At 44.1% G+C, this 21,137-nt stretch carries 19 protein-coding genes; 14 read left to right on the forward strand and 5 right to left on the reverse strand.

Translation table 11 applies throughout. The features are described 5' to 3' along the window. Window positions 1-157: 157 nt before the first annotated feature. Window positions 158-715 carry a hypothetical protein gene (locus ACMCM8_RS15800; RefSeq protein ID WP_412723546.1) on the reverse strand — a complete coding sequence of 186 codons (558 nt, stop codon included), beginning with the start codon at window positions 713-715 and terminating at the stop codon, window positions 158-160. 590 nt (window positions 716-1,305) lie between these two features. On the opposite strand from ACMCM8_RS15800, the gene ACMCM8_RS15805 reads away from it, so the two are divergent. From ACMCM8_RS15805 to ACMCM8_RS15825, 5 genes are all read left to right on the forward strand, one after another. Then, window positions 1,306-2,706: a hypothetical protein gene (locus ACMCM8_RS15805; RefSeq protein WP_412723547.1), complete on the forward strand. Its 1,401-nt coding sequence runs from the start codon at window positions 1,306-1,308 to the stop codon at window positions 2,704-2,706. After that, window positions 2,703-4,802: a LodA/GoxA family CTQ-dependent oxidase gene (locus ACMCM8_RS15810; RefSeq protein WP_412723548.1), complete on the forward strand. Its 2,100-nt coding sequence runs from the start codon at window positions 2,703-2,705 to the stop codon at window positions 4,800-4,802. The genes ACMCM8_RS15805 and ACMCM8_RS15810 overlap by 4 nt, the downstream gene beginning before the upstream one ends. 32 nt (window positions 4,803-4,834) lie before the next feature. Then, window positions 4,835-6,022 (forward strand): NAD(P)/FAD-dependent oxidoreductase, encoded by a 1,188-nt coding sequence (locus ACMCM8_RS15815; protein WP_412723549.1) that lies wholly within the window; start codon window positions 4,835-4,837, stop codon window positions 6,020-6,022. Window positions 6,023-6,117: 95 nt separating this feature from the next. After that, window positions 6,118-6,297 (forward strand): hypothetical protein, encoded by a 180-nt coding sequence (locus ACMCM8_RS15820; RefSeq protein ID WP_412727786.1) that lies wholly within the window; start codon window positions 6,118-6,120, stop codon window positions 6,295-6,297. A gap of 143 nt (window positions 6,298-6,440) precedes the next feature. Then, a complete protein-coding gene (locus ACMCM8_RS15825; protein ID WP_412723550.1) occupies window positions 6,441-8,264 on the forward strand; it encodes a DUF885 domain-containing protein in 1,824 nt (607 codons plus the stop codon). Between the two features lie 91 nt (window positions 8,265-8,355). Here ACMCM8_RS15825 and groL read toward each other — a convergent pair whose 3' ends face one another. The 3 genes from groL to ACMCM8_RS15840 form a co-directional block, all read right to left on the reverse strand. After that, window positions 8,356-9,993, reverse strand: coding sequence for a chaperonin GroEL (gene groL / locus ACMCM8_RS15830; protein ID WP_412723551.1), 1,638 nt, complete (start codon window positions 9,991-9,993; stop codon window positions 8,356-8,358). 40 nt (window positions 9,994-10,033) lie between these two features. Then, window positions 10,034-10,324: a co-chaperone GroES gene (locus ACMCM8_RS15835; RefSeq protein WP_015068434.1), complete on the reverse strand. Its 291-nt coding sequence runs from the start codon at window positions 10,322-10,324 to the stop codon at window positions 10,034-10,036. Between the two features lie 269 nt (window positions 10,325-10,593). Further along, on the reverse strand, window positions 10,594-11,127 hold the full coding sequence (locus tag ACMCM8_RS15840) for an FxsA family protein (protein WP_412727754.1): 534 nt from the start codon (window positions 11,125-11,127) through the stop codon (window positions 10,594-10,596). Window positions 11,128-11,411: 284 nt separating this feature from the next. On the opposite strand from ACMCM8_RS15840, the gene cutA reads away from it, so the two are divergent. The 7 genes from cutA to ACMCM8_RS15875 all read left to right on the forward strand — a co-directional run bounded on the left by cutA (window position 11,412) and on the right by ACMCM8_RS15875 (window position 17,983). Next, window positions 11,412-11,726: a divalent-cation tolerance protein CutA gene (cutA, locus tag ACMCM8_RS15845; RefSeq protein WP_412723552.1), complete on the forward strand. Its 315-nt coding sequence runs from the start codon at window positions 11,412-11,414 to the stop codon at window positions 11,724-11,726. Window positions 11,727-11,757: 31 nt separating this feature from the next. After that, window positions 11,758-13,599 carry a protein-disulfide reductase DsbD gene (locus tag ACMCM8_RS15850; protein WP_412723553.1) on the forward strand — a complete coding sequence of 614 codons (1,842 nt, stop codon included), beginning with the start codon at window positions 11,758-11,760 and terminating at the stop codon, window positions 13,597-13,599. 314 nt (window positions 13,600-13,913) lie between these two features. Further along, window positions 13,914-14,354, forward strand: a complete 441-nt coding sequence (aroQ, locus tag ACMCM8_RS15855) for a type II 3-dehydroquinate dehydratase (RefSeq protein ID WP_412723554.1) — start codon at window positions 13,914-13,916, stop codon at window positions 14,352-14,354. 14 nt (window positions 14,355-14,368) lie between these two features. Further along, entirely contained in the window at window positions 14,369-14,827 is a 459-nt protein-coding gene (gene accB / locus ACMCM8_RS15860; RefSeq protein ID WP_412723555.1) for an acetyl-CoA carboxylase biotin carboxyl carrier protein, read from the forward strand. Window positions 14,828-14,841: 14 nt separating this feature from the next. Next, on the forward strand, window positions 14,842-16,185 hold the full coding sequence (gene accC, locus ACMCM8_RS15865) for an acetyl-CoA carboxylase biotin carboxylase subunit (protein WP_412723556.1): 1,344 nt from the start codon (window positions 14,842-14,844) through the stop codon (window positions 16,183-16,185). Between the two features lie 449 nt (window positions 16,186-16,634). Further along, window positions 16,635-17,288 carry a hypothetical protein gene (locus tag ACMCM8_RS15870; RefSeq protein WP_412723557.1) on the forward strand — a complete coding sequence of 218 codons (654 nt, stop codon included), beginning with the start codon at window positions 16,635-16,637 and terminating at the stop codon, window positions 17,286-17,288. A 245-nt stretch (window positions 17,289-17,533) separates the two neighbouring features. After that, a complete protein-coding gene (locus ACMCM8_RS15875; RefSeq protein WP_412723558.1) occupies window positions 17,534-17,983 on the forward strand; it encodes a hypothetical protein in 450 nt (149 codons plus the stop codon). A gap of 57 nt (window positions 17,984-18,040) precedes the next feature. Here ACMCM8_RS15875 and ACMCM8_RS15880 read toward each other — a convergent pair whose 3' ends face one another. Beyond that, a complete protein-coding gene (locus tag ACMCM8_RS15880) occupies window positions 18,041-20,167 on the reverse strand; it encodes an exonuclease domain-containing protein (protein ID WP_412723559.1) in 2,127 nt (708 codons plus the stop codon). 210 nt (window positions 20,168-20,377) lie between these two features. Between ACMCM8_RS15880 and ACMCM8_RS15885 the strand changes: the two genes are divergently transcribed. Beyond that, window positions 20,378-20,569 (forward strand): CPXCG motif-containing cysteine-rich protein, encoded by a 192-nt coding sequence (locus ACMCM8_RS15885; RefSeq protein ID WP_412723560.1) that lies wholly within the window; start codon window positions 20,378-20,380, stop codon window positions 20,567-20,569. Between the two features lie 263 nt (window positions 20,570-20,832). Next, window positions 20,833-21,126: a high-potential iron-sulfur protein gene (locus ACMCM8_RS15890; RefSeq protein ID WP_412723561.1), complete on the forward strand. Its 294-nt coding sequence runs from the start codon at window positions 20,833-20,835 to the stop codon at window positions 21,124-21,126. The last annotated feature ends 11 nt before the right edge of the window (window positions 21,127-21,137 follow it).

Consider the following 21,137-nt stretch of genomic DNA (forward strand, 5'->3'; position numbering starts at 1 on the left):
AGAACTGCTAAAGGGTAGAGCTTGGGGATGATTGCACCATTGTCACGAAAAATACGCTTACGCAACCTATTAAGCCATTGATTTTAAAGGGGGGCATAAAGATTTCTTCGAGGGCTTGTACGCATGACCTGGCAATACAGTTGCCCTTTTGTTCAAACTAACTCGCCCCCCTCTCCATCAGTGAGGTTGGTATTTTGTACTTCTGAAGTCTTTCAGGCTCCTCTTTTGCTAACTTAACAAAGAACTCTGAAAGCCTTGAAGTTAACCACCTTAGGAACGTTTCCAACTCCATAAGTTCAGCTTCAGAAAGATGTAGCCACTCCATAAACTTAAAGATAGGCCACTTAAAGTCATCATGTTTTCCGTCTAGAGAAGAGGTGTGAATATCAACCCTGAAGTGCATCTCATCTTCATCTGAGTGAGCTATCAGCTTCCTTCGAAGATCTAACACTCTTGCACATAGCGCTTTTTGCTTCTCGTCTAATTTGATACCAAGAGCTTTAAAGCTTATTGTAGAGCCGCTTCTGGTAGGCTCTAGTGGTCTTGCCATTGATATAATGAGGTTTGCTTCGTAAGACCTGTATCGCCGTAATTCAACAACATTGTACTCTCCCTCAAAATCAAACTCCTCAAGTATAAACGTTAATGCTGAGAGTGCTTGCTGAAAATCCCAAATAGAATAGATGGCGCGATTCAATTGTTTATCAGTAAGCATACAGTCCTTGCTTAAGAGCTTTTAATTCGAGGTTAGCCCAAATCGAATCTCTGTTCCATATAAATAAAAAAGACCACCAAGCGTTAACTTGACGGTCTCTTAAAGTATATACAAAAATGACTCACAAAGGGCGTATTAAATGTCTCAACGAATCTTAGATAATCCCTTATAAATCAACATAATGACACAGCATAAATTGTATCGGGTAAGGAACAGCCATTACTGGCTTCCCCTCCCCTAAGAACCGTACGTGCGAGTTTCCCCGCACACGGCTAAAGCCTTTATAAGTCAGTACCTAAGTACTAACCGACGACTTACATCGAAATAGGTTGGAAGCGAGAACAAAGGATTACATTCCAGTATAAATAGGTTAGCCAGAACTAATCTTGGGGCTATCAGACAAGGTGACAAGCACCATAAAAATCGGTGAATTAATTTGCGTATAAAAAAATATGAACAATAATTAAAAGCTAGGACGTCAGGGAGGTTGTCCAAACGCTTAAACAGGGTCAGTACTTAGCGCATCCCCTTCGTTCAATGTGAATTTCCGTTAAATATCAATTAATTCCGGAATGAATTGGGGAAATGTAATGCAATATATAACAAACATCCGCAAACGATATAGCCGAGTGTTATTAACGTTTGGCTTCCTAGCAACACTTAATCTTTTTATAGGTCAGGCACACAGTCAGACGCAAAGCTGTGAGGCTGAGCCCACGTGGTTTCCTCACAGTCAAACGCCAAGACCTGACGATGATAAATTCCAAAGCTCCAGCAATTGTGTATTTCATCAATGGTCTTGGCAAATGTTCTTATGGTTGACCCAGGAATGGAATTCTCAGCCAAGGTTTTTGTCTTTTGAATCGCCGCAATCATTAATTGGATTGGAAGGGCGAGGAATGATGCCCAGACGAACTAAACACGGTAATCCCCTATCATTTGATGAATATCTTCAGGCCGGTACCGATGGGATCCTTATCGATCATAACGGCAAGGCCGTATATTACTCGCAGTACGTTAATCCTACTTTTGCGAACTTCATCAAGGGCATTAATGCAGAAGGAACATATTCACCAACCGATGACTATACAAACCCTATAAATGTTCAGGCAATGGGAAAAAACAACCCTAACACTGAATTCCCTATATATGGCAGTGCGGGAGCGATGGAGTTAAAAGCATCGTGGCGTGTCTTAGCCGAGGATGAAAACCCTTCAAACATCTTTGTTATGAAGACTCAACTAAACAAATTGATTAATACACCTAATGGCATACAGGTAAGCCCTACTGAAACCTATTCAGCAAGAGTCGCATTAGTAGGTTTTCATATTGGGGGGATAGTACAAGGACACCCCGAAATGATTTGGGCAACGTTTGAACATAACGAGAATGCGCCTGATGTCTCTCCAGATACAGGAATAGGCCAGCCAGTTTCAGGAGAAAATTACACTTTCTATACGGCCAATACAAAATTAGAGGATTGCAATATCAACCCGGCGAAGGACGGACTTGTACTCGATGAAGCAACCCAGACATTTACACCTATCACTCAGGTCTGTCGACGTTATCCATTTGGAAATGCACCCGATGTTAAACCGGGTAATACGGCTAATATCCAGAGTCTGAATAAAAGCGTACAAGGTAAATTAAATCAAAATGAAGTTTGGGTTCACTATGATGAAATTGGCGCGATTTGGTTTAAACAAGAAAACACGTTGTCACCCGGCCTCTCCCTAGCTGACGATACCTTATTGACCGGATCATTACGATTATCAAACAGCACCATTGAAACGTTTACGCAACAGGCGACGGCCATGAATAATTGTTTCCGCTGCCACAATACAGAACAGGAATTTCCTCCCAAAATGAGCCTATCTCCCCTTCCGGCTACAAATTTAAATATCAGTCATGCATTTCAGAATATTTATTTCTGGTCTCAGGAAAAAGAAGCTATTCAGGCATACCTTAAAAACACAGGAGAAAAGCAATGAGTTACTTTCGAGTTCATCCAACCATTAACTTTGCCCGTGTGGGTAATAGCAGTGAATACTATTTGGCACCAGAAACAGCCGCAGGAGAGCTGATAGATAAAGAATCAGGTTTATTCGGGGGATTGCCAGTAAAACCCAATACCGAAAACACGCCCATTGACGAAAACGATTTTCGCGATGCTGAAGGCAGAGTTAAACGTCAGGCAGCGCGTTTCAGATTATTTGCCTACGAGCAACCGCAGGCAGAATATCCAGCCAAAGACGCTGGTAAGGAAGTCAAACCAGGTGATATTGTTGGCGGTAAGCTGATTAGAGACATTGTGTGGCAGGTACATCTTGCCAATAAAAAAAACAATAACTATTCAATTACTTCAGAAAGCGGTGATGAAGAAGGCATTGTAGCCTACGAGAACGACGAAACACCGCCTGTTCGTAATAATACACCTGAATTTGGCAGTGATCTTGCCGCTCCCAATAGACTCAGCACATTAGTTATCGATGCTGGCCCCAGAGCAATGTCAGTTAAGGAGAGTCGTCCAACTGACATGCAGCATTTTAATCAATCATCTGCAGCCTGTTATATCGCAAAAGATAGCTCTATACAGACTCAACCGAACTACCCCATTAGTTTTCCAGACAGCCACTTTGACATGTTTAACCCTTTAGGCGCTATAGAAAGTCTAGGGGAAATGTTAATTGAAAAAGACACAGGAAGATTAATTGTTACCGGTGGCTACGGAAAAGCCAGCGCGATAATGCAAAACGGTGCTCCACCTATACTGGATGACGCGATTGACAACGACTTTTGGTTTGATGACACCTCTGATGGCCCAGTGTGTGCGACTATAATTTACGAAGACGGCACTACCGAACAAGCCGTTCATGGGTGGGTAGTCTGCACCGATCCCGGTTATGCACCACAGACCCGCAATGTGGTATCTACCTGGGATGATGTTTACGACACATGGGTTCAACATTTAGCATTGCAACCAGAACTCTATACTCAGGGATATCAAAATTCCTACGATGCTTCATTTAATGGTGACGTATTACCCGTGTTCCACGGCGCCTTTTTGCAACGTTGGAATACTGCACTTCCCAATAAAGGGGTAAATGGGCACAACTTTATGGCGCAAATAAAACCAACAGACGATCCAAAAGAAAAAATACCTTCTTTCCAACAATTAATTCGTAAACCCTCTCCTCCTGGAACACAAAATGCGCCGGACAATGAGGATGGTGTACCTAGAAAAATGCCTTTGGCACTTGGCGACGCAATGAAGAGTTTTTTATCTGTCACTGAGACACAGTATTTTCTTATGAACCAGTGGTATGAAGGTAAATCAGTGGAAGCGTATCCGCCTCTTGGTAAGGGGGAATATATGGATAGAATGGTTTTGGAAAATTGTCTTGGAGGACGCTACTCCCCAGGAATAGATTTAACGTTCATTGTTCGTGACGTCAATTTATACATTCAAGACTGGCAGGGCGAAACGGGGCCTTTTAGAATCAATATGCAACCACTTGACTACAGTTCTATGTATGGAAAAGAGGAATATTTTCTTAGCGTAGGTTATGTACCTTTACGCAAATTCAAAGTAGAACCTGGGGATTTGTGTAAATTCATGTCTCAACCTTGGCATACCGATTACAATAGTTGCGCTACCCACACCCCAGATCCAAATCCAGTTCTAGATCAAAGCCAAAAACCAAGTGAAAACAATACACTGTACTGGTCTTGGCCAGCTCAACGCCCCGTTTCTGTTTATCCAAAAGAAACCTGTAAATATAACAGTGCTTCCAATACCTGGAGTATTGGAAGCACTTGGTTTAGTGTACGAGGCAATGGTACCGAGACTCCATATCCGCAACAACAGGGTCGTTTTCAGTGTTATTTTGAGTTCGTTGAAAACTGGCACAAAGTTGGATTTGTCATTCAGGGCCTTCAAGTGTCAGACCCCGAGCATAATATTAATTATGGAAGTGACAAATTCATTGAGGTAGAAAGCCAGTTTACTGAACACGGTGATACTGTAGAGCCATGGCCGACAGCCACTGAAGATGGCTATAAGCCCCCGACCAATTGCGGACCATAGGGTAATGTTTATCAATCCCTCCTTAGCGTAGTATGGAAAGTGAATCTAATCGCCTTAGTGTAGCAATCGTTGGTGGTGGCCCTGCCGGGTGCGCCACCGCATTGTCTTTGCTAAATACCAGTTTGATTCTAAAGCTCAATTTACAAATCACTTTGTATAATGCTTCTGTCAAAACCAGCCCATCTGTAGGTGAAACTGTGCCTCCTGTACTTAGTCAGTACTTGCGTGAACTTAATATAGAACATGTACTTGAAGAAAATCATCACCTTCCGTGCCCGGGGAGTATTTCGGTTTGGCAGGATGAGACCCCAGGCTATAACGATTTTTTGTTTACCCCAATTGGTAAAGGCTATCATTTAAACCGAAAATTTTTTAATCAACAGTTACTACAAGCCTGCATAAAAAAGGGGGTTCGGGTTCTATCTGATACCCGTGTTGGTAGCATAAACCAATATAACAACGGCTACCTGTTATCAGTTGAACATAAATCAGTTCAACGCAACGTTTATTGTGATTTCGTTATAGATGCTACAGGTTATCATCGGACCATTATCAACAAACTTAACATTGCACAAAATACACTTGATAAGGTGATATCGTTGTGTGCATTTTTTGACTTAGGGGATTCAAAGACTCAAGCTGCAAATACGCTTGTTTGCAGTGCTGCCGATGGCTGGTGGTACGGAACACAACTACCTAAAAAAAGAGCGCTCATAAGTTTCTGCACCGATTCACAAGGGATGAAAAATACGCAAAGTACGTCACCTAAAATTTGGTTTCAGTATTTGAAAATGAGCGAGTGGTTTTATCGACAATGCATGGTTCAATTTGGCACAGAGTTGCCACTTCCCAATAAACTATGGCTTAGACCATGTTCGTCTGACATATTGTCTAATGTTGTAGGCCAGAACTGGTTAGCTGTGGGTGATGCCGCTTCAAGCTATGACTCAATATCGTCTGCAGGCATAACCAAATCAATTCTACAGGGTATATGCGCAGGTAAATCTATAGGCATGGCCTTTCATAAACAATCGCTACAGCCACTTTTCAATTATCAGGATAGAGTATTCGACGACTTCAGACATTTTGTGAGGCAGCACCAAACGCAATATACTGCTGGTGGCGCGCGTTTCAATCACAGCGGTTTTTGGCAACGACGTAACATCATTTCTTTGTTTGATGATTCAGACAGACATATTTCTAGCACAGAGAGCTTGTAAACGATAACTGCTACGCCTATCGAGCAAATCCCCCCCTGCAAGAAACTCTCTTACAGGGGTTTACAATATCGAGAGATGTTTGAGAGGCATGCATCATGCCACCCATATCAGGCATTGCCGGTGCGTCTTCTTTAGGTAGTTCAGCTACCATTGCTTCAGTGGTGATCATTAATGAAGCAATTGATGATGCCGAAGTGGTTAAGCAGCGAGTTATCAACTACTCGGGCGTAGGTAAAATTAACCAGAATGCTGACGACATTCCTCCGTTAAATTAAGCCTAAAAACGTTTAACAACAATAACAAAGGCGCTGCTCTATAAGCAGCGCCTTTCTTTTATATCGAGTTCATAATTACCATTTACTTTTATTAACTTTTTCCGTTAACGTAAACATTGGACAAAATTCGGACAACAATAACGATGAAACGATTTTTTAAATGGATTGGTACCGGCTTACTGATAATTTTGTTAGCAGGCGGTGCATTTGCTGCGCACGAGTGGTATGCGGATAAACCTTTTTACTTTAATAACCTACTTAACCGAGAAATGGTGAAAGTAGCTTTTGATAGCCCTGAAACCTTAACCTCCCTCGGTTTCTTAGAATCAGTAGGTATTAAAGGTCACAACGCCGAACTTGATGACGCTAGCCTAGAGAAAAACGCTGCCTTATATGACAAAGCTCGCCATATACGCAAAAGGGTTTTAGCGTATGACGACGAAGACTTAAGCAAAGACGAGCAGCTTTCCAAAGAGATCACGCTGTACTTGCTTGATTACCTCATTAGTAACGAACCGTTTCAGTATCACGGCTACCCAGTAAACCAACTTTTCGGAGTACAAAACGGCTTTCCAAGTTTTATGGAAGGTCAGCATCAAATTAATGATGCCACTGACGTAGAAAACTACTTAAGCCGTTTGCGTGCTGTGGACGAGAAATTCGCGCAAGTGCTTGAAGGGCTTAAATTGCGTGAGGAAAAAGGCATTATTCCTCCGCGCTTCGTGATAGACCGTGTACTAGATGAAATGAATGGCTTTATATCTTCGCCAATAGAGGAAAATATTCTTTATAGCTCGCTGAAAGAGAAGATGTCTAAGGCTGAAGATATCTCTGCAGAGCAGCAAGATGCGTATTTAGCCGAAGCCCAAACGGTTATAGGTGATGACGTCGACCGCGCCTACCAACTATTTATAGATTACTTCACCACGCTTCAAGCGAAAGCAGGAAACGATCACGGCTATTGGCATTTGCCCGATGGCGACAAGGTGTACGCCAATGCGCTGCGCTTTTTCACAACCACCGATATGACTGCCGATGAAATTCACAACCTAGGCCTAAAAGAGGTAGCAAGAATTCAGAGCGAAATGTTAGCTATTCTTGCTGGCGAAGGCTATGACGTCAGCCAAGGCTTCTCTAGCGCGATGGACGCGTTGGCCGTCGATCCTTCTCACTATTACGAAGACAGTGATGAAGGCCGCGAACAAATTCTAAAAGATTACCAAACCATACTTGATGAGATCGATGCAGGTATAAGCGATGTATTTAGAATTCGCCCTGAGGCCGGCATGGAAGTGGTACGTATTCCTGAGTTCAAAGAGAAAACCGCGCCAGGCGCCTACTACCAGCAGCCCGCTATTGATGGCTCTCGTCCGGGACGATTTTATGCCAACTTATATGATATTAAAGCAACGCCTAAGTACAGCATGCGCACATTGGCATATCACGAAGGCATCCCAGGCCACCATTTCCAGATAGCCTTGGCAATGGAACTTGAGGGCATGCCCTTTATTCGCAAAATGTCGCCTTTTACCGCCTACACTGAAGGCTGGGCTTTGTATTCAGAATACCTGGCATGGGAGATGGGCTTTCAGGACAACCCCCTAGATAACCTAGGTCGTCTTCAAGCTGAGCTATTCAGAGCCGTGCGCTTGGTGGTAGATACGGGTATTCACGATAAACGTTGGACCCGTGAAGAGGCAATTGACTATATGGTACGCAACACGGGTATGGCGCTTAGCGACGTTACATCTGAAATAGAGCGCTATATTGTTATGCCGGGGCAGGCCACCTCTTACAAAGTGGGTATGATTAAGATTTTAGAAATTCGTGAAAAAGCGAAACAAGCCCTAGGCGATAAGTTCGACTTACGCGATTTCCATGACGTGGTACTTAAAAACGGTGCCGTGCCACTTGCCATTCTTGAAGAATTGGTGGACGAGTATATTGCAGAAAAACAGGGCGCATAGCCCTGTTACGCACAAAATTTGCCATACAAACAAAAAAGGCGCTAACTCAATGAGTAGCGCCTTTCTTTTAAGCGTTAAGCTTGGGGGATGATCACATCATGCCGCCCATGCCACCCATGCCGCCCATGTCAGGCATTGCAGGTGCGTCGTCTTTAGGTAGTTCAGCTACCATTGCTTCGGTTGTGATCATAAGTGAAGCAATTGATGATGCGAACTGAAGCGCAGAGCGCGTTACTTTAGTTGGGTCAAGGATACCCATCTCTAGCATGTCGCCGTAAGTGTCGTTACCTGCGTTGTAACCGAAGTTACCTTCGCCGTTCTTCACTTCGTTAACTACTACCGATGCTTCTGCACCTGAGTTGATAGAGATTTGACGTAGAGGCGCTTCCATTGCACGTAGTGCAAGCTTAATACCTACGGTTTGGTCTTCGTTGTCGCCAGTAAGGTCAGCAAGTTTCGCTGCTGCACGAACCAGTGCTACACCACCACCAGGTACTACACCTTCTTCAACCGCTGCGCGAGTTGCATGTAGTGCATCTTCTACGCGGTCTTTCTTCTCTTTCATTTCAACTTCAGTTGCTGCGCCCACTTTAATGACTGCAACACCGCCTGAAAGCTTAGCTAGACGCTCTTGAAGTTTCTCTTTGTCGTAGTCTGACGTAGAGTCTTCAATTTGACCTTTGATTTGAGCACAACGGCCTTCAATCGCTTCTTGGTCGCCGTTACCGTCAACAACGGTTGTGTTGTCTTTGTTGATCACTACGCGCTTAGCAGTACCTAGGTCTTCAAGCTGAACTTTTTCAAGGTCAAGGCCGATCTCTTCAGAGATTACCGTACCGCCAGTTAGGATAGCGATGTCTTGAAGCATGGCTTTACGACGGTCACCAAAACCAGGTGCTTTAACCGCTGCAACTTTAACAATACCGCGCATGTTGTTTACTACTAGTGTAGCAAGCGCTTCGCCTTCAACATCTTCAGCGATGATCATTAGCGGCTTACCAGCTTTCGCTACGCCTTCAAGGGTAGGAAGTAGTTCGCGGATGTTAGAGATCTTCTTATCAACCAATAAGATGAACGGGTTGTCTAGTTCAACAGTGCCGTTTTCTTGGTTGTTGATGAAGTATGGAGACAGGTAACCGCGGTCGAACTGCATACCTTCAACAACGTCTAGTTCGTTTTGAAGAGCCTGACCTTCTTCTACAGTGATAACACCTTCTTTACCTACTTTTTCCATTGCTTGAGCAATGATGTCGCCCACTTCTGAATCAGAGTTTGCAGAGATAGTACCTACTTGAGCGATAGACTTGCTGTCTGCGCAGTCAGTAGAAAGGGCTTTAAGCTCTTCAACCGCTGCCGCAACCGCTTTGTCGATACCGCGCTTAAGATCCATTGGGTTCATACCCGCTGCAACGCTCTTAAGACCTTCTGTAACGATTGCTTGAGCAAGTACAGTAGCAGTAGTAGTACCGTCACCCGCTTCGTCGTTCGCTTTAGACGCTACTTCTTTTACCATCTGCGCGCCCATGTTCTCGAACTTGTCTTCAAGCTCGATTTCTTTCGCTACAGACACACCATCTTTAGTGATAGTCGGTGCACCGAAAGACTTGTCTAGTACAACGTTACGGCCTTTTGGACCTAGTGTTACTTTAACTGCGTTAGCTAGTGTGTTTACGCCTTTTAGCATTTTGCTACGAGCGTCATCACCAAAACGTACTTCTTTAGCTGCCATGATTCTATTCCTCTAAAATTCGTTTTAACGTTAGTTGTTATTACTCAACAATCGCTAGAATGTCGCTTTCGCTTAGGATAAGTACTTCTTCACCATCCAGCTTTTCTGTTTTAACGCCGTAACCGTCGTTGAAAATAACGGTGTCGCCTACTTTAACGTCTAGCGCTTTAACTTCGCCGTTCTCAAGAATGCGACCGTTACCTACAGCGATTACTTCGCCGCGTGTAGATTTTTCTGCTGCAGAACCAGTCAGAACGATACCGCCTGCAGATTTGCTTTCTTGTTCTGCGCGCTTAATGATTACGCGGTCGTGTAAAGGACGAATTGCCATTTTCAAGTCTCCTGAAAATTCCACTATTCAAGTTTATGAGTTTACCAACACTCAGACCGTCTGAATGTTGTGTGCCTGGGGTGCTCATTGCTGAGCAAGTTAAAATCGTTTCTGCACGGATAGATGGGGTAGTACCCAGATAACTTCAAGGGTTTTTAAGCAAAAAAATGTAAAAAAAGTGGTTTTTTTACTAAATACCGTTTTTTTGGGAAGTAACAGACCTATTTACACGCGAAAGTACGCTGGTGTTTAGGGGCAATCCTGCCCCTTTATTTAAGGCGTTTATCGCTGTCGTTTTGGGTATTATCGGTATATTCCCCTTCAAGTACGTCGCCATTGTCGTTATTGGTTCGGTCAAAAGGGTTGGGGTTATGGGGATTAAACCCATTGGAATTAAAGCCTCCCGCAGCGCCAGCGCCCATACCTGAATGCACGCCTGACACCACCACGCGCATTTTGAGTTGTTTGCTTAATTGGGCTGCAATCAGGTGCCGAGACCCCGGAAGTACAAACAAAAAGCCCAGAATATCGGTAATAAAACCCGGTGTAACCAACAACACGCCTGCCACCACCAGCATCAGCCCTTCAACTAATTCTTTACCTGGCACCTCATTGCGCTGCATCTTAGCCTGCGCAGTTTGAAGCGTGCTTATTCCTTCGCGTCTCACAAAGTACGCGCCAATAAATGCCGTAAGTATGACGAGGCCAATGGTATTCCACCCGCCTATTACGCTGCCCACATTCACTAACAGTGCAATTTCCAAAATGGGGAGCAGTGCAAAAAGTAAAAATAAAACCCGCAAAATACGTCCTCTTTCAATCATTCATAACCCGTTATGAGGGCTTTGAACGTAATAACAAGAAAAGGTGCCCTATAATATTCAAATCGCCCAATGAGGGTCACCACGCGACCGATAACCGTCGTGATATACTTTTATATGAAAGAATCTCACACATGGTTCGGTCTTTGTAGTGACTTGGCACAATTCGTAGACAAACCAGCAATAACATGGCTGAATTGTGTCTCTGGTGTGCGCTAAGACAACCTCTACTCTACGCTCCAATCACAAAGGAGGGAGACCCGACTATGACAATTAAACTGGTGTTGTGTACTACACCCGATGAAGACTCAGCACAATCCATTGCTAGGGCATTGGTAGAGAAGCGCTTAGCCGCGTGTGTCAATATCATTCCCAACGTACAGTCGGTATATGAATGGCAAGGAAAAGTGGAAACTGCCACAGAATGTCAGTTGCTGATTAAAACCAATACCGAGCATCTACTTCTTGCATTTGACCTGGTCAATGAAATGCATCCCTATGAAGTGCCAGAATGGCTCGAGCTTAACGGGGAAGCCAGTCACGCCTATGGCCATTGGCTACAAACCACATTACAACATTAACGCTTAAAACTAATAAATGATTGCTAACTTTATGACAACGCCCCTAGCCCTGTGCTTTACAAATAAGTCTTCAACCCATCTTGGTGTTACACCACTGTTCGCACGCTGCCTGCAGTTTATAACGCTGTTATTAATCTTATGCAGCCTTACGCCTTTAGCTCATGCACAGCTAGAAAACAGTTTTGATGATCCGTTTTCCAGTGAGCCTCAATTCCTAGACGTGGATCAAGCTTTCGCTTTCGATTTTAATCAAAAAGGCGACGAATTAGTGCTCACTTTTGAAATTGCAGAGGGTTATTATCTTTATAAAAAGCAGTTCAAATATGTGGCCAAAAACGCCAGTGTAGGTGCAGCTAGCTATCCCCAGGGCGTTATTATCGAGGATGAATTTTTTGGTGAATCTGAAGTATTTTATAATCGCGTCAGTATTACCTTACCTATCGATTATGCCGAATCGGAGGGAGTCGTAAAAGTTCGCTATCAAGGTTGTGCTGATGCGGGCTTGTGTTACCCCCCCACAGTAAAAGTGGTCTATTTGTCTGAAGTAAGTAACCCAGTACAGTCCTCTGCCAATACCGACGTAAAAGGCAATTCCACCGTCAGCGAGCAGTTTGCTTTAGCTGAGCAATTAATCAATAAAGATAATCTCGTTGTCACGCTTGCACTCTTTTTTGCGTTAGGGGTAGGTCTAGCTTTTACTCCTTGTGTATTCCCTATGTACCCCATTGTTTCGGGCATAGTAATCGGGCAAGGTAAACCCAAAACCACCTCCCACGCATTTTGGCTAACCTTTGTCTACGTACAAGGTATGGCAATTACTTACTCGCTGTTAGGGCTAGTGGTCGCTGTGGCTGGCGCGCAGTTCCAAGCTGCACTTCAGCATCCCGTCGTTTTAAGCATTTTTATTGTGTTATTTGTTGCACTTGCCATTGCCCTTTTCGGTGGTTTTGAAATTCAACTTCCCGCAAAGTACCAGGAAAAGCTCACCCACATGAGCAACAACCAGACGCCGGGGAGTTTTGTTGGCGTATTTATCATGGGCGTTCTGTCTGGTCTTATTGCTTCGCCATGTACAACCGCGCCGCTCACAGGCATTTTGCTGTTTATCGCACAAACTGGCGACATGACATTGGGCTTTGTTTCTTTGTATTTACTCAGTGTGGGTATGGGCGTCCCGCTAATCTTGTTTGGTATAACCGGCGGGAAGCTTTTACCTAAGGCTGGCAACTGGATGAATATCGTCAAAGTGACCTTCGGGTTCATGATGCTAGCTGTGGCCATCGTGTTTATAGAGCGCTTGTGGAATAGCCCTTTTTCAGGCTTTCTGTGGGCAGCCCTAGGATTTGGTTTATTTGGTTACTATTGGGCGGTAAACCGCGCAACGCCTAACACCACAATGAAGCTACTTCGCGCCATCATTGTTGCCATAGGTATTATGGGTAGTGCAGGGCTTACCTATCAAGCAGGGCAAAACAGTGGTCTGTGGGGCGAACAGGTTACCCATCCAGATTTTGTCATTGCCCGTGACTTAGCCGATTTACGTGACAAAATCGCGCAAGCGAATGCGCAGGGTAAGACCGTTATGGTGGACTTATACGCCGATTGGTGTGTGGCATGTAAAGAGTTTGAGAAATACACCTTTCCCAATGAGCAAGTTATCAAAGCGTTGAGCAACACGGTGTGGATGCAAATGGATCTCACTGATAATACCCCTCAACGCCAGGAAATTTTCGATACCTTCTTTGTGCTGGGTCTACCTACCATTTTGTTCTTTGATCAAAACGGTAACGAAATTACCAAGGCGCGGGTCACTGGCTTTATGGATGGAGAAGCATTTGCTGAACATATCCATTTCACTGTGGCGGGGAAGTAGGAGGCTCACGTCGTTAACGCCCCCTTGCCATTTCTCTTACCTACTCATTAGTGACTGAACAAGGCGAGCCGTCTTGTTCAGTTTATCTATTACTATTGCCGTAAACCGGCACTTGTCAAAAAACTCACTTTTAACTTTGCTGCGAAAACACCTGATAAGACCAGTATTTTGCTGCTAAATCTTAATCTATCTCTATAATCAGCATTTAACGCAATAAACGAGCAAATTATTTGGCTTTTTTTCGTGCAACTGTCATGAAAGTTTGTTGAAATGACAATAACCCAGACATTTTCCCGAAGATAGCAGCAAACTAGATGAATATTTTGTTATTAAATGGTCCTAACCTAAATATGTTAGGCAAACGAGAACCCGAAAAGTATGGCACGCAAACGCTACTAGACATCGTAGATGACTTAGAGGCGCAGGCGGCGAGCAGTAATGTAGAACTGACGCATTTTCAGTCTAATGCTGAAGACGCGCTCATTGATCGCATCCATGCTGCTATGGGTAAAGTTGACGCCATTATCATTAATCCTGCTGCTTTCACCCATACCAGTGTCGCCCTTCGCGACGCTTTGTTAAGTGTCAGTATCCCGTTTATTGAAGTGCACTTGTCGAATGTTCACGCCCGTGAACCCTTTCGTCATCATTCCTATTTTTCTGATGTTGCCGCCGGTGTCATTGTTGGCCTTGGCGCCATGGGCTATTCGCTCGCACTAACGGCAGCAATCAATTTACCGAAAACAAAGAAATAACGCAGAGACAGAACATGGATATTAGAAAGATTAAAAAACTTATCGAGCTAGTAGAAGAATCAGGCATTGCCGAGCTTGAGATCACCGAGGGCGAAGAATCAGTACGCATTCACCGTGGCCCAACTGGAGTGCAAGCGCCTGTAAACTATAGCTTTGCTGCACCTGCTGCACCACAAATGGCACCTGCGCCAGCTGCAACAGTCGCGTCAGAAGCGCCTGCTGCTCCTGCGCAACCAGAAGGCCATGCTGTTAAGTCTCCAATGGTAGGAACTTTCTACCGCGCTTCTTCACCGACTGCCAAACCATTTGCAGAAGTAGGTCAACAGGTAAAAGTGGGTGACACACTCTGCATTATTGAAGCAATGAAAATGATGAACCAAATCGAAGCAGACAAAGCGGGTGTGGTTAAGGCAATCCTGGTTGAAAACCAAGATCCTGTAGAATTCGACCAGCCAATGTTCATCATTGAATAAGCGAGTACTTAACAATGCTAGATAAAGTACTTATTGCTAACCGTGGTGAGATAGCCCTGCGCATTTTGAGAGCCTGTAAAGAACTGGGCATCAAAACCGTAGCCGTGCACTCAACTGCGGATAAAAACCTCAAGCACGTGTTGCTAGCTGACGAGTCTATATGTATTGGTAAAGCATCGGCAACCGAAAGCTATCTGAACATTCCACGAATTATTGCAGCGGCCGAAGTGACTAATTCTATCGCTATTCACCCGGGTTACGGTTTCTTAGCAGAAAACGCAGACTTTGCTGAAGCGGTAGAAAAAAGCGGCTTTATTTTTATTGGCCCCAAAGCGGAAACCATCAACCTAATGGGTGATAAGGTTTCAGCGATTAATGCCATGAAAAAAGCAGGAGTACCTTGTGTACCCGGTTCTGACGGCCCACTAACCGACGACGCAGAACGCAATAAAGCCATAGCCAAACGCATTGGTTACCCCATTATTGTTAAAGCTGCCGGTGGTGGCGGTGGTCGCGGTATGCGTGTGGTTCGCAGTGAAGCAGAGCTCATTAAAGCCATTGAAACAACCCAGGCAGAAGCGGGCGCAGCATTTGGTAACTCAACGGTTTACATGGAAAAATTCCTTGAAAACCCACGACACGTAGAAATTCAGGTACTGGCAGATGGCCAAGGTAACGCTATTCACTTAGGTGAGCGTGATTGTTCCATGCAACGTCGTCACCAGAAGGTGGTTGAAGAAGCGCCTGCACCGGGTATTTCTGAGCAAATGCGCACGAAAATTGGTGATCGCTGCCGTAAAGCGTGTATCGAAATTGGCTATCGCGGCGCCGGTACGTTTGAATTTTTGTATGAAAACGGCGAGTTCTATTTCATTGAAATGAACACTCGTATTCAGGTAGAACACCCAGTATCAGAAATGATCACAGGCGTTGATCTGATTAAAGAGCAGCTTCGCATTGCAGCTGGACAACCGCTGTCTATTGACCAGTCGCAAATTCAAATTCGCGGTCACGCTATCGAATGCCGCATTAATGCGGAAGATCCGAAAACCTTCATTCCAAGCCCTGGTCCAATTAACATGTTCCACGCACCAGGAGGGTTGGGTATTCGTTGGGAATCGCACATTTATGCCGGTTATCACGTACCGCCATATTACGACTCGATGATAGGCAAGCTTATCACTTACGGTGAAAGTCGGGACGAAGCGATTGCGCGTATGCGTCACGCCCTTGAAGAAATTGTGGTTGAAGGAATTAAAACCAACATCCCGCTTCAGCGTGCCATTATGGCCGATGAAAACTTCTTTGCTGGTGGCACTAACATCCACTACTTAGAGAAAAAGTTAGGTATGGCCTAATCCCCCTTGGGCTGCACGCCGTTTTTTGTGTAGCCCAATTTTACTGCTCGCCCACAGTGTTTTAGAAGATTCGTCTTTTTCGATTACAGCAATCAACTTTTAGCGTTTTCTTCTTGAAAACCTTTCTCTTAAACTTATAACAAGTTTAAAGACATCTCCCTGTTATGAACTTAGTTTAATGTGTTAACGCACTCCATGAGAGTTAGGATTTCCCTTTTTGAGTCCACCTCCACTTATGCCGGCTATCTACGCCGGCTTTTTTTTACTCATTTCCCTTTCACTTAACAGCAGTTAAACTCCTCCTGACATTACATGTATACACTAAGTAAGTGTTGAGCAGACAAGGCCAATAGACGTGAGCAGGGTATACACTTTATGGTCATGTAAAAAGGAATATCAGTGCTGGCAAAAGGTGCGACAGCGATTATTTTTACCCCCGTCGCCTGTACTTGCGACATCAGGCAAATTACGGCAAAACAGAACTGGGGATTATTCCGACTTACAAAGGGAGAGTGTCTTCCACTGGGTTGTCTAAAGATGGATGGATAAAGGGCATTCGACACATGCGAAATTTGCCTAATAACAGCGCGCTGGAAGTGGTTATCGGTCAGTTAGGAGACGATCAAGCACATTCTTCTTTTACAGTCGGTGGGGAAAGCCCCTACGTAGAAATTGAGTATTCCGCCAAAATGAGGCAGCGTCATAGCTATGAAATAGGCGCTGAGCGAATGCTACGAGGTAGCTTTTTGCGCAGCGAGTATCGTTATCGTTTCTCTGAAAAAAATACGGTATTTATTGAAATGGTACAGCGCGTTGATGCGTCGGCGGCAAAATGGGTTATCGGCACAAGTGGTGAGTTCTCTTTGTCGAATAAGTATTTTACCTACCCTGTTGAGTACTTTGCCTATTACGCTAATATCGACAAAGCCTTTGGTCCTCGAGCGCAGCTTATTGAAGATTTTATCGGTACTGGTCACAGCGGTTCAGTTGAATTTACTGGCTATTTATCCCAACAGCATAACCTAGAGTGGTTTTTGCGCGGTGATGTGGTTGATAGCGTTAGCCGTATTTTGATAGGTATAAAGCTGTCGTTTACATCTTAGAGCCTGTTGATTTTAAAAAAAGCCCACCGCAAGGTGGGCTAAACAGCAAGAACGCGTACACACTTTAACAGTGCAAGATAATTTACGCCGGTAGTTGCAGCACAGTTCAACATCCTTTCATTACGTATTTTTAATCTTCCACACTTTCATAAAAATGCGTGTTTTATTACACTTTTGTCACGTTCAAAGCCGTTAAGGTGAAATGTACGTAGAGTTAATGTTACTGCAATACGAAAGGTGTTACTGTGCCATACCGTTACGCTCAGCTAAAAGAAAAACTGCCCGTTTCTCGTTTGTCTGATGAGGTTTTGCTCGCATTTCGTGTCCTCTTAGACGATCCCCTCGACGTTGTCGATTTAGCTCAGGAAATAACTGAACTCAGTCTTTACCCAGAACGACTAAAAGAAAGTTATAGAAAAGCGTGGGAAACTCATGTAGTTAAAGCGTTGGCTCTGGAGATGAGAAAGCAAGAGCATTTGTCTGCAGCAGAGTTTATTGAACTTATGATGACAAAAGTGGAAGCGATACAACAACAAAGTGATACTTATCAAAATTTGTTGCGTCAGATACACCACGCCAAAAGCATTAATCAGTCTGAAAATACCATTGTTTTTCCCGTTCCATTAAGACAACAGCTAATGGCGTTTTTACTGCCTATTACCACCGTTAACCACCCCAAAAAGGACAATAAATAATGTGCTAAGCTGGGTGGTATTTTTGTCTTTAAGATCGTTCTGGGCTAACAAACCACATTACTCGTCATCTTTTTCAAAAGCGAGCTTAAGTAACTCCGCTGCCGCCTTCGCATCACTTAATGCCCGGTGGTGTTGTTCCATAGCAATACCGAAGTATTGTGTTAAGTTAGCCAGTGAGTACGAGGGAAGTCCTGGATAAGCGCGCCGCATTTCGCGGACCGTGCACATTTTGGGGCGCTTGAAGACCCCGCCTAATCTGGCGAACTCCTGCTTGATAAAGCCGTAATCAAAATTGACATTGTGGGCGACAAACACAGCATCTTCAGTAAACGCGGCAATGTCTTTCGCCACCTCTGAAAATAATGGCGCATCAACCACCATATCATCTGAAATACCAGTAAGACGGGTAATATTGGCAGGAATACGTCGCTCGGGGTTAAGCAGCGTTTGGTATCTTCCCACTTCTTCTCCTGCCACCAGCTTAACCATACCTATTTCGGTTATACGGTGGTAATCGCTATTCCCGCCGGTAGTTTCAATATCTACCACAACATATGGCTGAGCCGGGTCTCGCACCCAATTAACCGTCGTGACGGCTACGTCAAAACCGGCTTGCTGGAGACGCTGAATCGATACCAGCTGATTGCGTCTAAGCTGATCTCCTGGAGCCTTAACTTCTTCAAACCGCAATCCGCCGTCGAAAACCATAATGTCGGGAAAGCCATCACTGAGGTTTTTAAAGTCTTTACACATCATTCTTAATAGCGAGTATATTGCCTCGAGTTGACCATGTTCAATCAAGGCTTCTATCCCGGTGAGCAAATGACTAGACCACATAAATAAACTATTTACTTTGCCATAATGCAACGTAGCCATTTTGTGAATGTGTAAACGCAGTTTTTGTTTACAATCAAGTGCCAAAAGTAAAGCTTCGATACTGCTTTCGAATTTCGTATAAAAATTGTTTTGCTTTAACGACAACGGCCGGCGATCGAACTCAGTCACCAATGCATCTTCTTCATACAATTGCTGCCAAAACGTTAACCCAAACAGGCTGCGCCACAAACGATTCTCAGTTCTCCACCCTTTTATGCCACGCCTAGCATAGTATGCGAGTACTCCACTCTCTACCTGTTGATTTTGACTCACATCAATATCGAGGGTTCTACTAGCATCGCGCAACATATCCGTTACCGTACTAGTGCGTTTCTTGTGAAACTTACGCGCGTAAAAATCTTCAGCAAAGGCCAATAGCGTGTCCGACTGAGGATTATCAATAATACTTTCTAGCACTCCCTTCACTTCATCTGCTTTGCCGTCTTTATAACTTTCTCTCAGCCATTTTTCTTTTGCCTTATCGCTGTCCGCTACAGCCAGTACAGCCAGTCCTTTCTCCCTATCAATTTCCATTAATTTAATACCAAAGGCATACAGAAACTGACCGCGAAAAAAGTGTGCTGATGCGCCTTCTGTTGCAGGTAAGTCGCGCCGTGCTGCGAGTTCGAGTAGACTTTCGGTGTTGTAAAAGTCGAGTTGGCTGTAATGATGGGCATAAAACCACGCGGCTTGTGTATCTGACTTACTTTCAAAACGCGCTGTATCAGAAACAGAATCAGAACGGGTACGCATGACGCCAAGGTCACGCATAGAGAATTGATTTAAACGACTTTTGGTATTGCCAAAATAAACAAAAAGCAGAAAGCGCAGAGCACGGTCAAATAAACAGACCAGGTAGTTCTCAAGTGCGAAGCTTACTGGCCACCCATGGGTATCTACGTATTCGACTAATAAACTCACTAATTTGGGTTTGGTCAACTTTGCCAACCCCTGGATACCGCCATATTCAGCTAATAGTGATATAAGCGCGTCTTTGGTAAGTACGTTTGCAATATCGTTCAATGACGCATGGGTTAAATCGCCAAACCACTGCTGTTCAATCAAGTAGTCTATTTGGGCTTGCGGCGCGCTTATTTCCTCATAATTGAAATGGGTTCGGTCAATTACTGCGTATTTGCGATTTGCCGCACGTACCACAATACACTGCTTGTCCTCATCTAACTGCTTAAAGCGTCGTATAAATTCAGCGGCTTCTTCATTGAGCAATTCCTTGCTCGCACCATCAAAAAATGCGAGAAACTCAAAAAAGTGAGAGAGATAATAGCGTGGTGGTAAGTCTTTTCGCATAAGGCATCAATTGGCTGTAAACACAAAACAAGTGTATATTCATACAGTCATATTGATCAACTTTATCTGCCAGCGTGTCTTGATAAGTTATAGAAAGTGAGGTTTACACCTATTTCGTAACAGAGTGCTTTTTTAAGGTTATATCAATCCACCTTTATCTGCATTTCGTAAACACGACCAAGTAAATACCAAATAATCACAGGTAATAATATGAGTTTGACGCGAGCGATGGCATTTTCATGCCCTTATTGCATGGCTCCCAATGAAGTAGAAATTGATGAGATATACGATGTCGGTCAAGTTCAGGTAGTTGACTGTCAGGTGTGCTGCCAACCGATAGAATTAAGTGTTTATCAACAAGATGAGGACTTAAATGTTGAGGTGCGGCGAGAAAATGACTAACAGGCATACTCAAACCGACTTGGAAGTGGCGAAAAAGTGAACCTCTTTGCTTAAACACGGTCTGATAAATGTAACCTTTTCCATAGTGCGTGAAGTTTATTTAACCCAGATCAAACGAAATGATCTACATTGGGTTCGATCTTTTTTCAAAAAGAGATAGTATTTAACCTATAAACAAAACCTGCCGCATTGGGCAGGTTTTTGCGTTTAAGGCACTGAATAAAAAAGAATCATTATCGTTTCTATCTCTTAAGGAGAATGTTATGAAATCTGTAAATCGCCGTGACTTTCTTAAGCTTTCAGGCTCGACGGTTATTGGCCTTACACTTGGTAGTGTCGCTTTGCATGCTAAGGCTCAAGAGCAACTCAGCGTAGAGGATCCCACAGCAAAAGCGCTTAACTACACGCCAGCTTCTACGGTAGAAGGTGCTCAATGTGCTAATTGTATGTATGTACAAGGCGACGAGGGTGAACAACACCGTCCATGCAACATTTTCCCCAACAAGTTGGTCAATGCCGAAGGCTGGTGTAGCGCATGGGTTAAAAAACCCAGCTAGTTCACACATTT

The sequence above is a fragment of the Alteromonas sp. D210916BOD_24 genome, from assembly GCF_047159385.1.
Classification (GTDB): domain Bacteria; phylum Pseudomonadota; class Gammaproteobacteria; order Enterobacterales; family Alteromonadaceae; genus Alteromonas.

What these genes read in the sequence shown, in the direction of transcription:
- ACMCM8_RS15880 (WP_412723559.1), bottom strand. Translation starts at nt 20,167, where the DNA reads ATGCGAAAAGACTTACCACCACGCTATTATCTCTCTCACTTTTTTGAG.
- ACMCM8_RS15825 (WP_412723550.1), top strand. Translation starts at nt 6,441, where the DNA reads ATGAAACGATTTTTTAAATGGATTGGTACCGGCTTACTGATAATTTTG.
- ACMCM8_RS15820 (WP_412727786.1), top strand. Translation starts at nt 6,118, where the DNA reads ATGCCACCCATATCAGGCATTGCCGGTGCGTCTTCTTTAGGTAGTTCA.
- accB (WP_412723555.1), top strand. Translation starts at nt 14,369, where the DNA reads ATGGATATTAGAAAGATTAAAAAACTTATCGAGCTAGTAGAAGAATCA.
- ACMCM8_RS15890 (WP_412723561.1), top strand. Translation starts at nt 20,833, where the DNA reads ATGAAATCTGTAAATCGCCGTGACTTTCTTAAGCTTTCAGGCTCGACG.
- accC (WP_412723556.1), top strand. Translation starts at nt 14,842, where the DNA reads ATGCTAGATAAAGTACTTATTGCTAACCGTGGTGAGATAGCCCTGCGC.
- cutA (WP_412723552.1), top strand. Translation starts at nt 11,412, where the DNA reads ATGACAATTAAACTGGTGTTGTGTACTACACCCGATGAAGACTCAGCA.
- ACMCM8_RS15815 (WP_412723549.1), top strand. Translation starts at nt 4,835, where the DNA reads ATGGAAAGTGAATCTAATCGCCTTAGTGTAGCAATCGTTGGTGGTGGC.
- ACMCM8_RS15800 (WP_412723546.1), bottom strand. Translation starts at nt 715, where the DNA reads ATGCTTACTGATAAACAATTGAATCGCGCCATCTATTCTATTTGGGAT.
- ACMCM8_RS15810 (WP_412723548.1), top strand. Translation starts at nt 2,703, where the DNA reads ATGAGTTACTTTCGAGTTCATCCAACCATTAACTTTGCCCGTGTGGGT.
- ACMCM8_RS15805 (WP_412723547.1), top strand. Translation starts at nt 1,306, where the DNA reads ATGCAATATATAACAAACATCCGCAAACGATATAGCCGAGTGTTATTA.
- ACMCM8_RS15835 (WP_015068434.1), bottom strand. Translation starts at nt 10,324, where the DNA reads ATGGCAATTCGTCCTTTACACGACCGCGTAATCATTAAGCGCGCAGAA.
- aroQ (WP_412723554.1), top strand. Translation starts at nt 13,914, where the DNA reads ATGAATATTTTGTTATTAAATGGTCCTAACCTAAATATGTTAGGCAAA.
- ACMCM8_RS15885 (WP_412723560.1), top strand. Translation starts at nt 20,378, where the DNA reads ATGAGTTTGACGCGAGCGATGGCATTTTCATGCCCTTATTGCATGGCT.
- groL (WP_412723551.1), bottom strand. Translation starts at nt 9,993, where the DNA reads ATGGCAGCTAAAGAAGTACGTTTTGGTGATGACGCTCGTAGCAAAATG.
- ACMCM8_RS15850 (WP_412723553.1), top strand. Translation starts at nt 11,758, where the DNA reads ATGACAACGCCCCTAGCCCTGTGCTTTACAAATAAGTCTTCAACCCAT.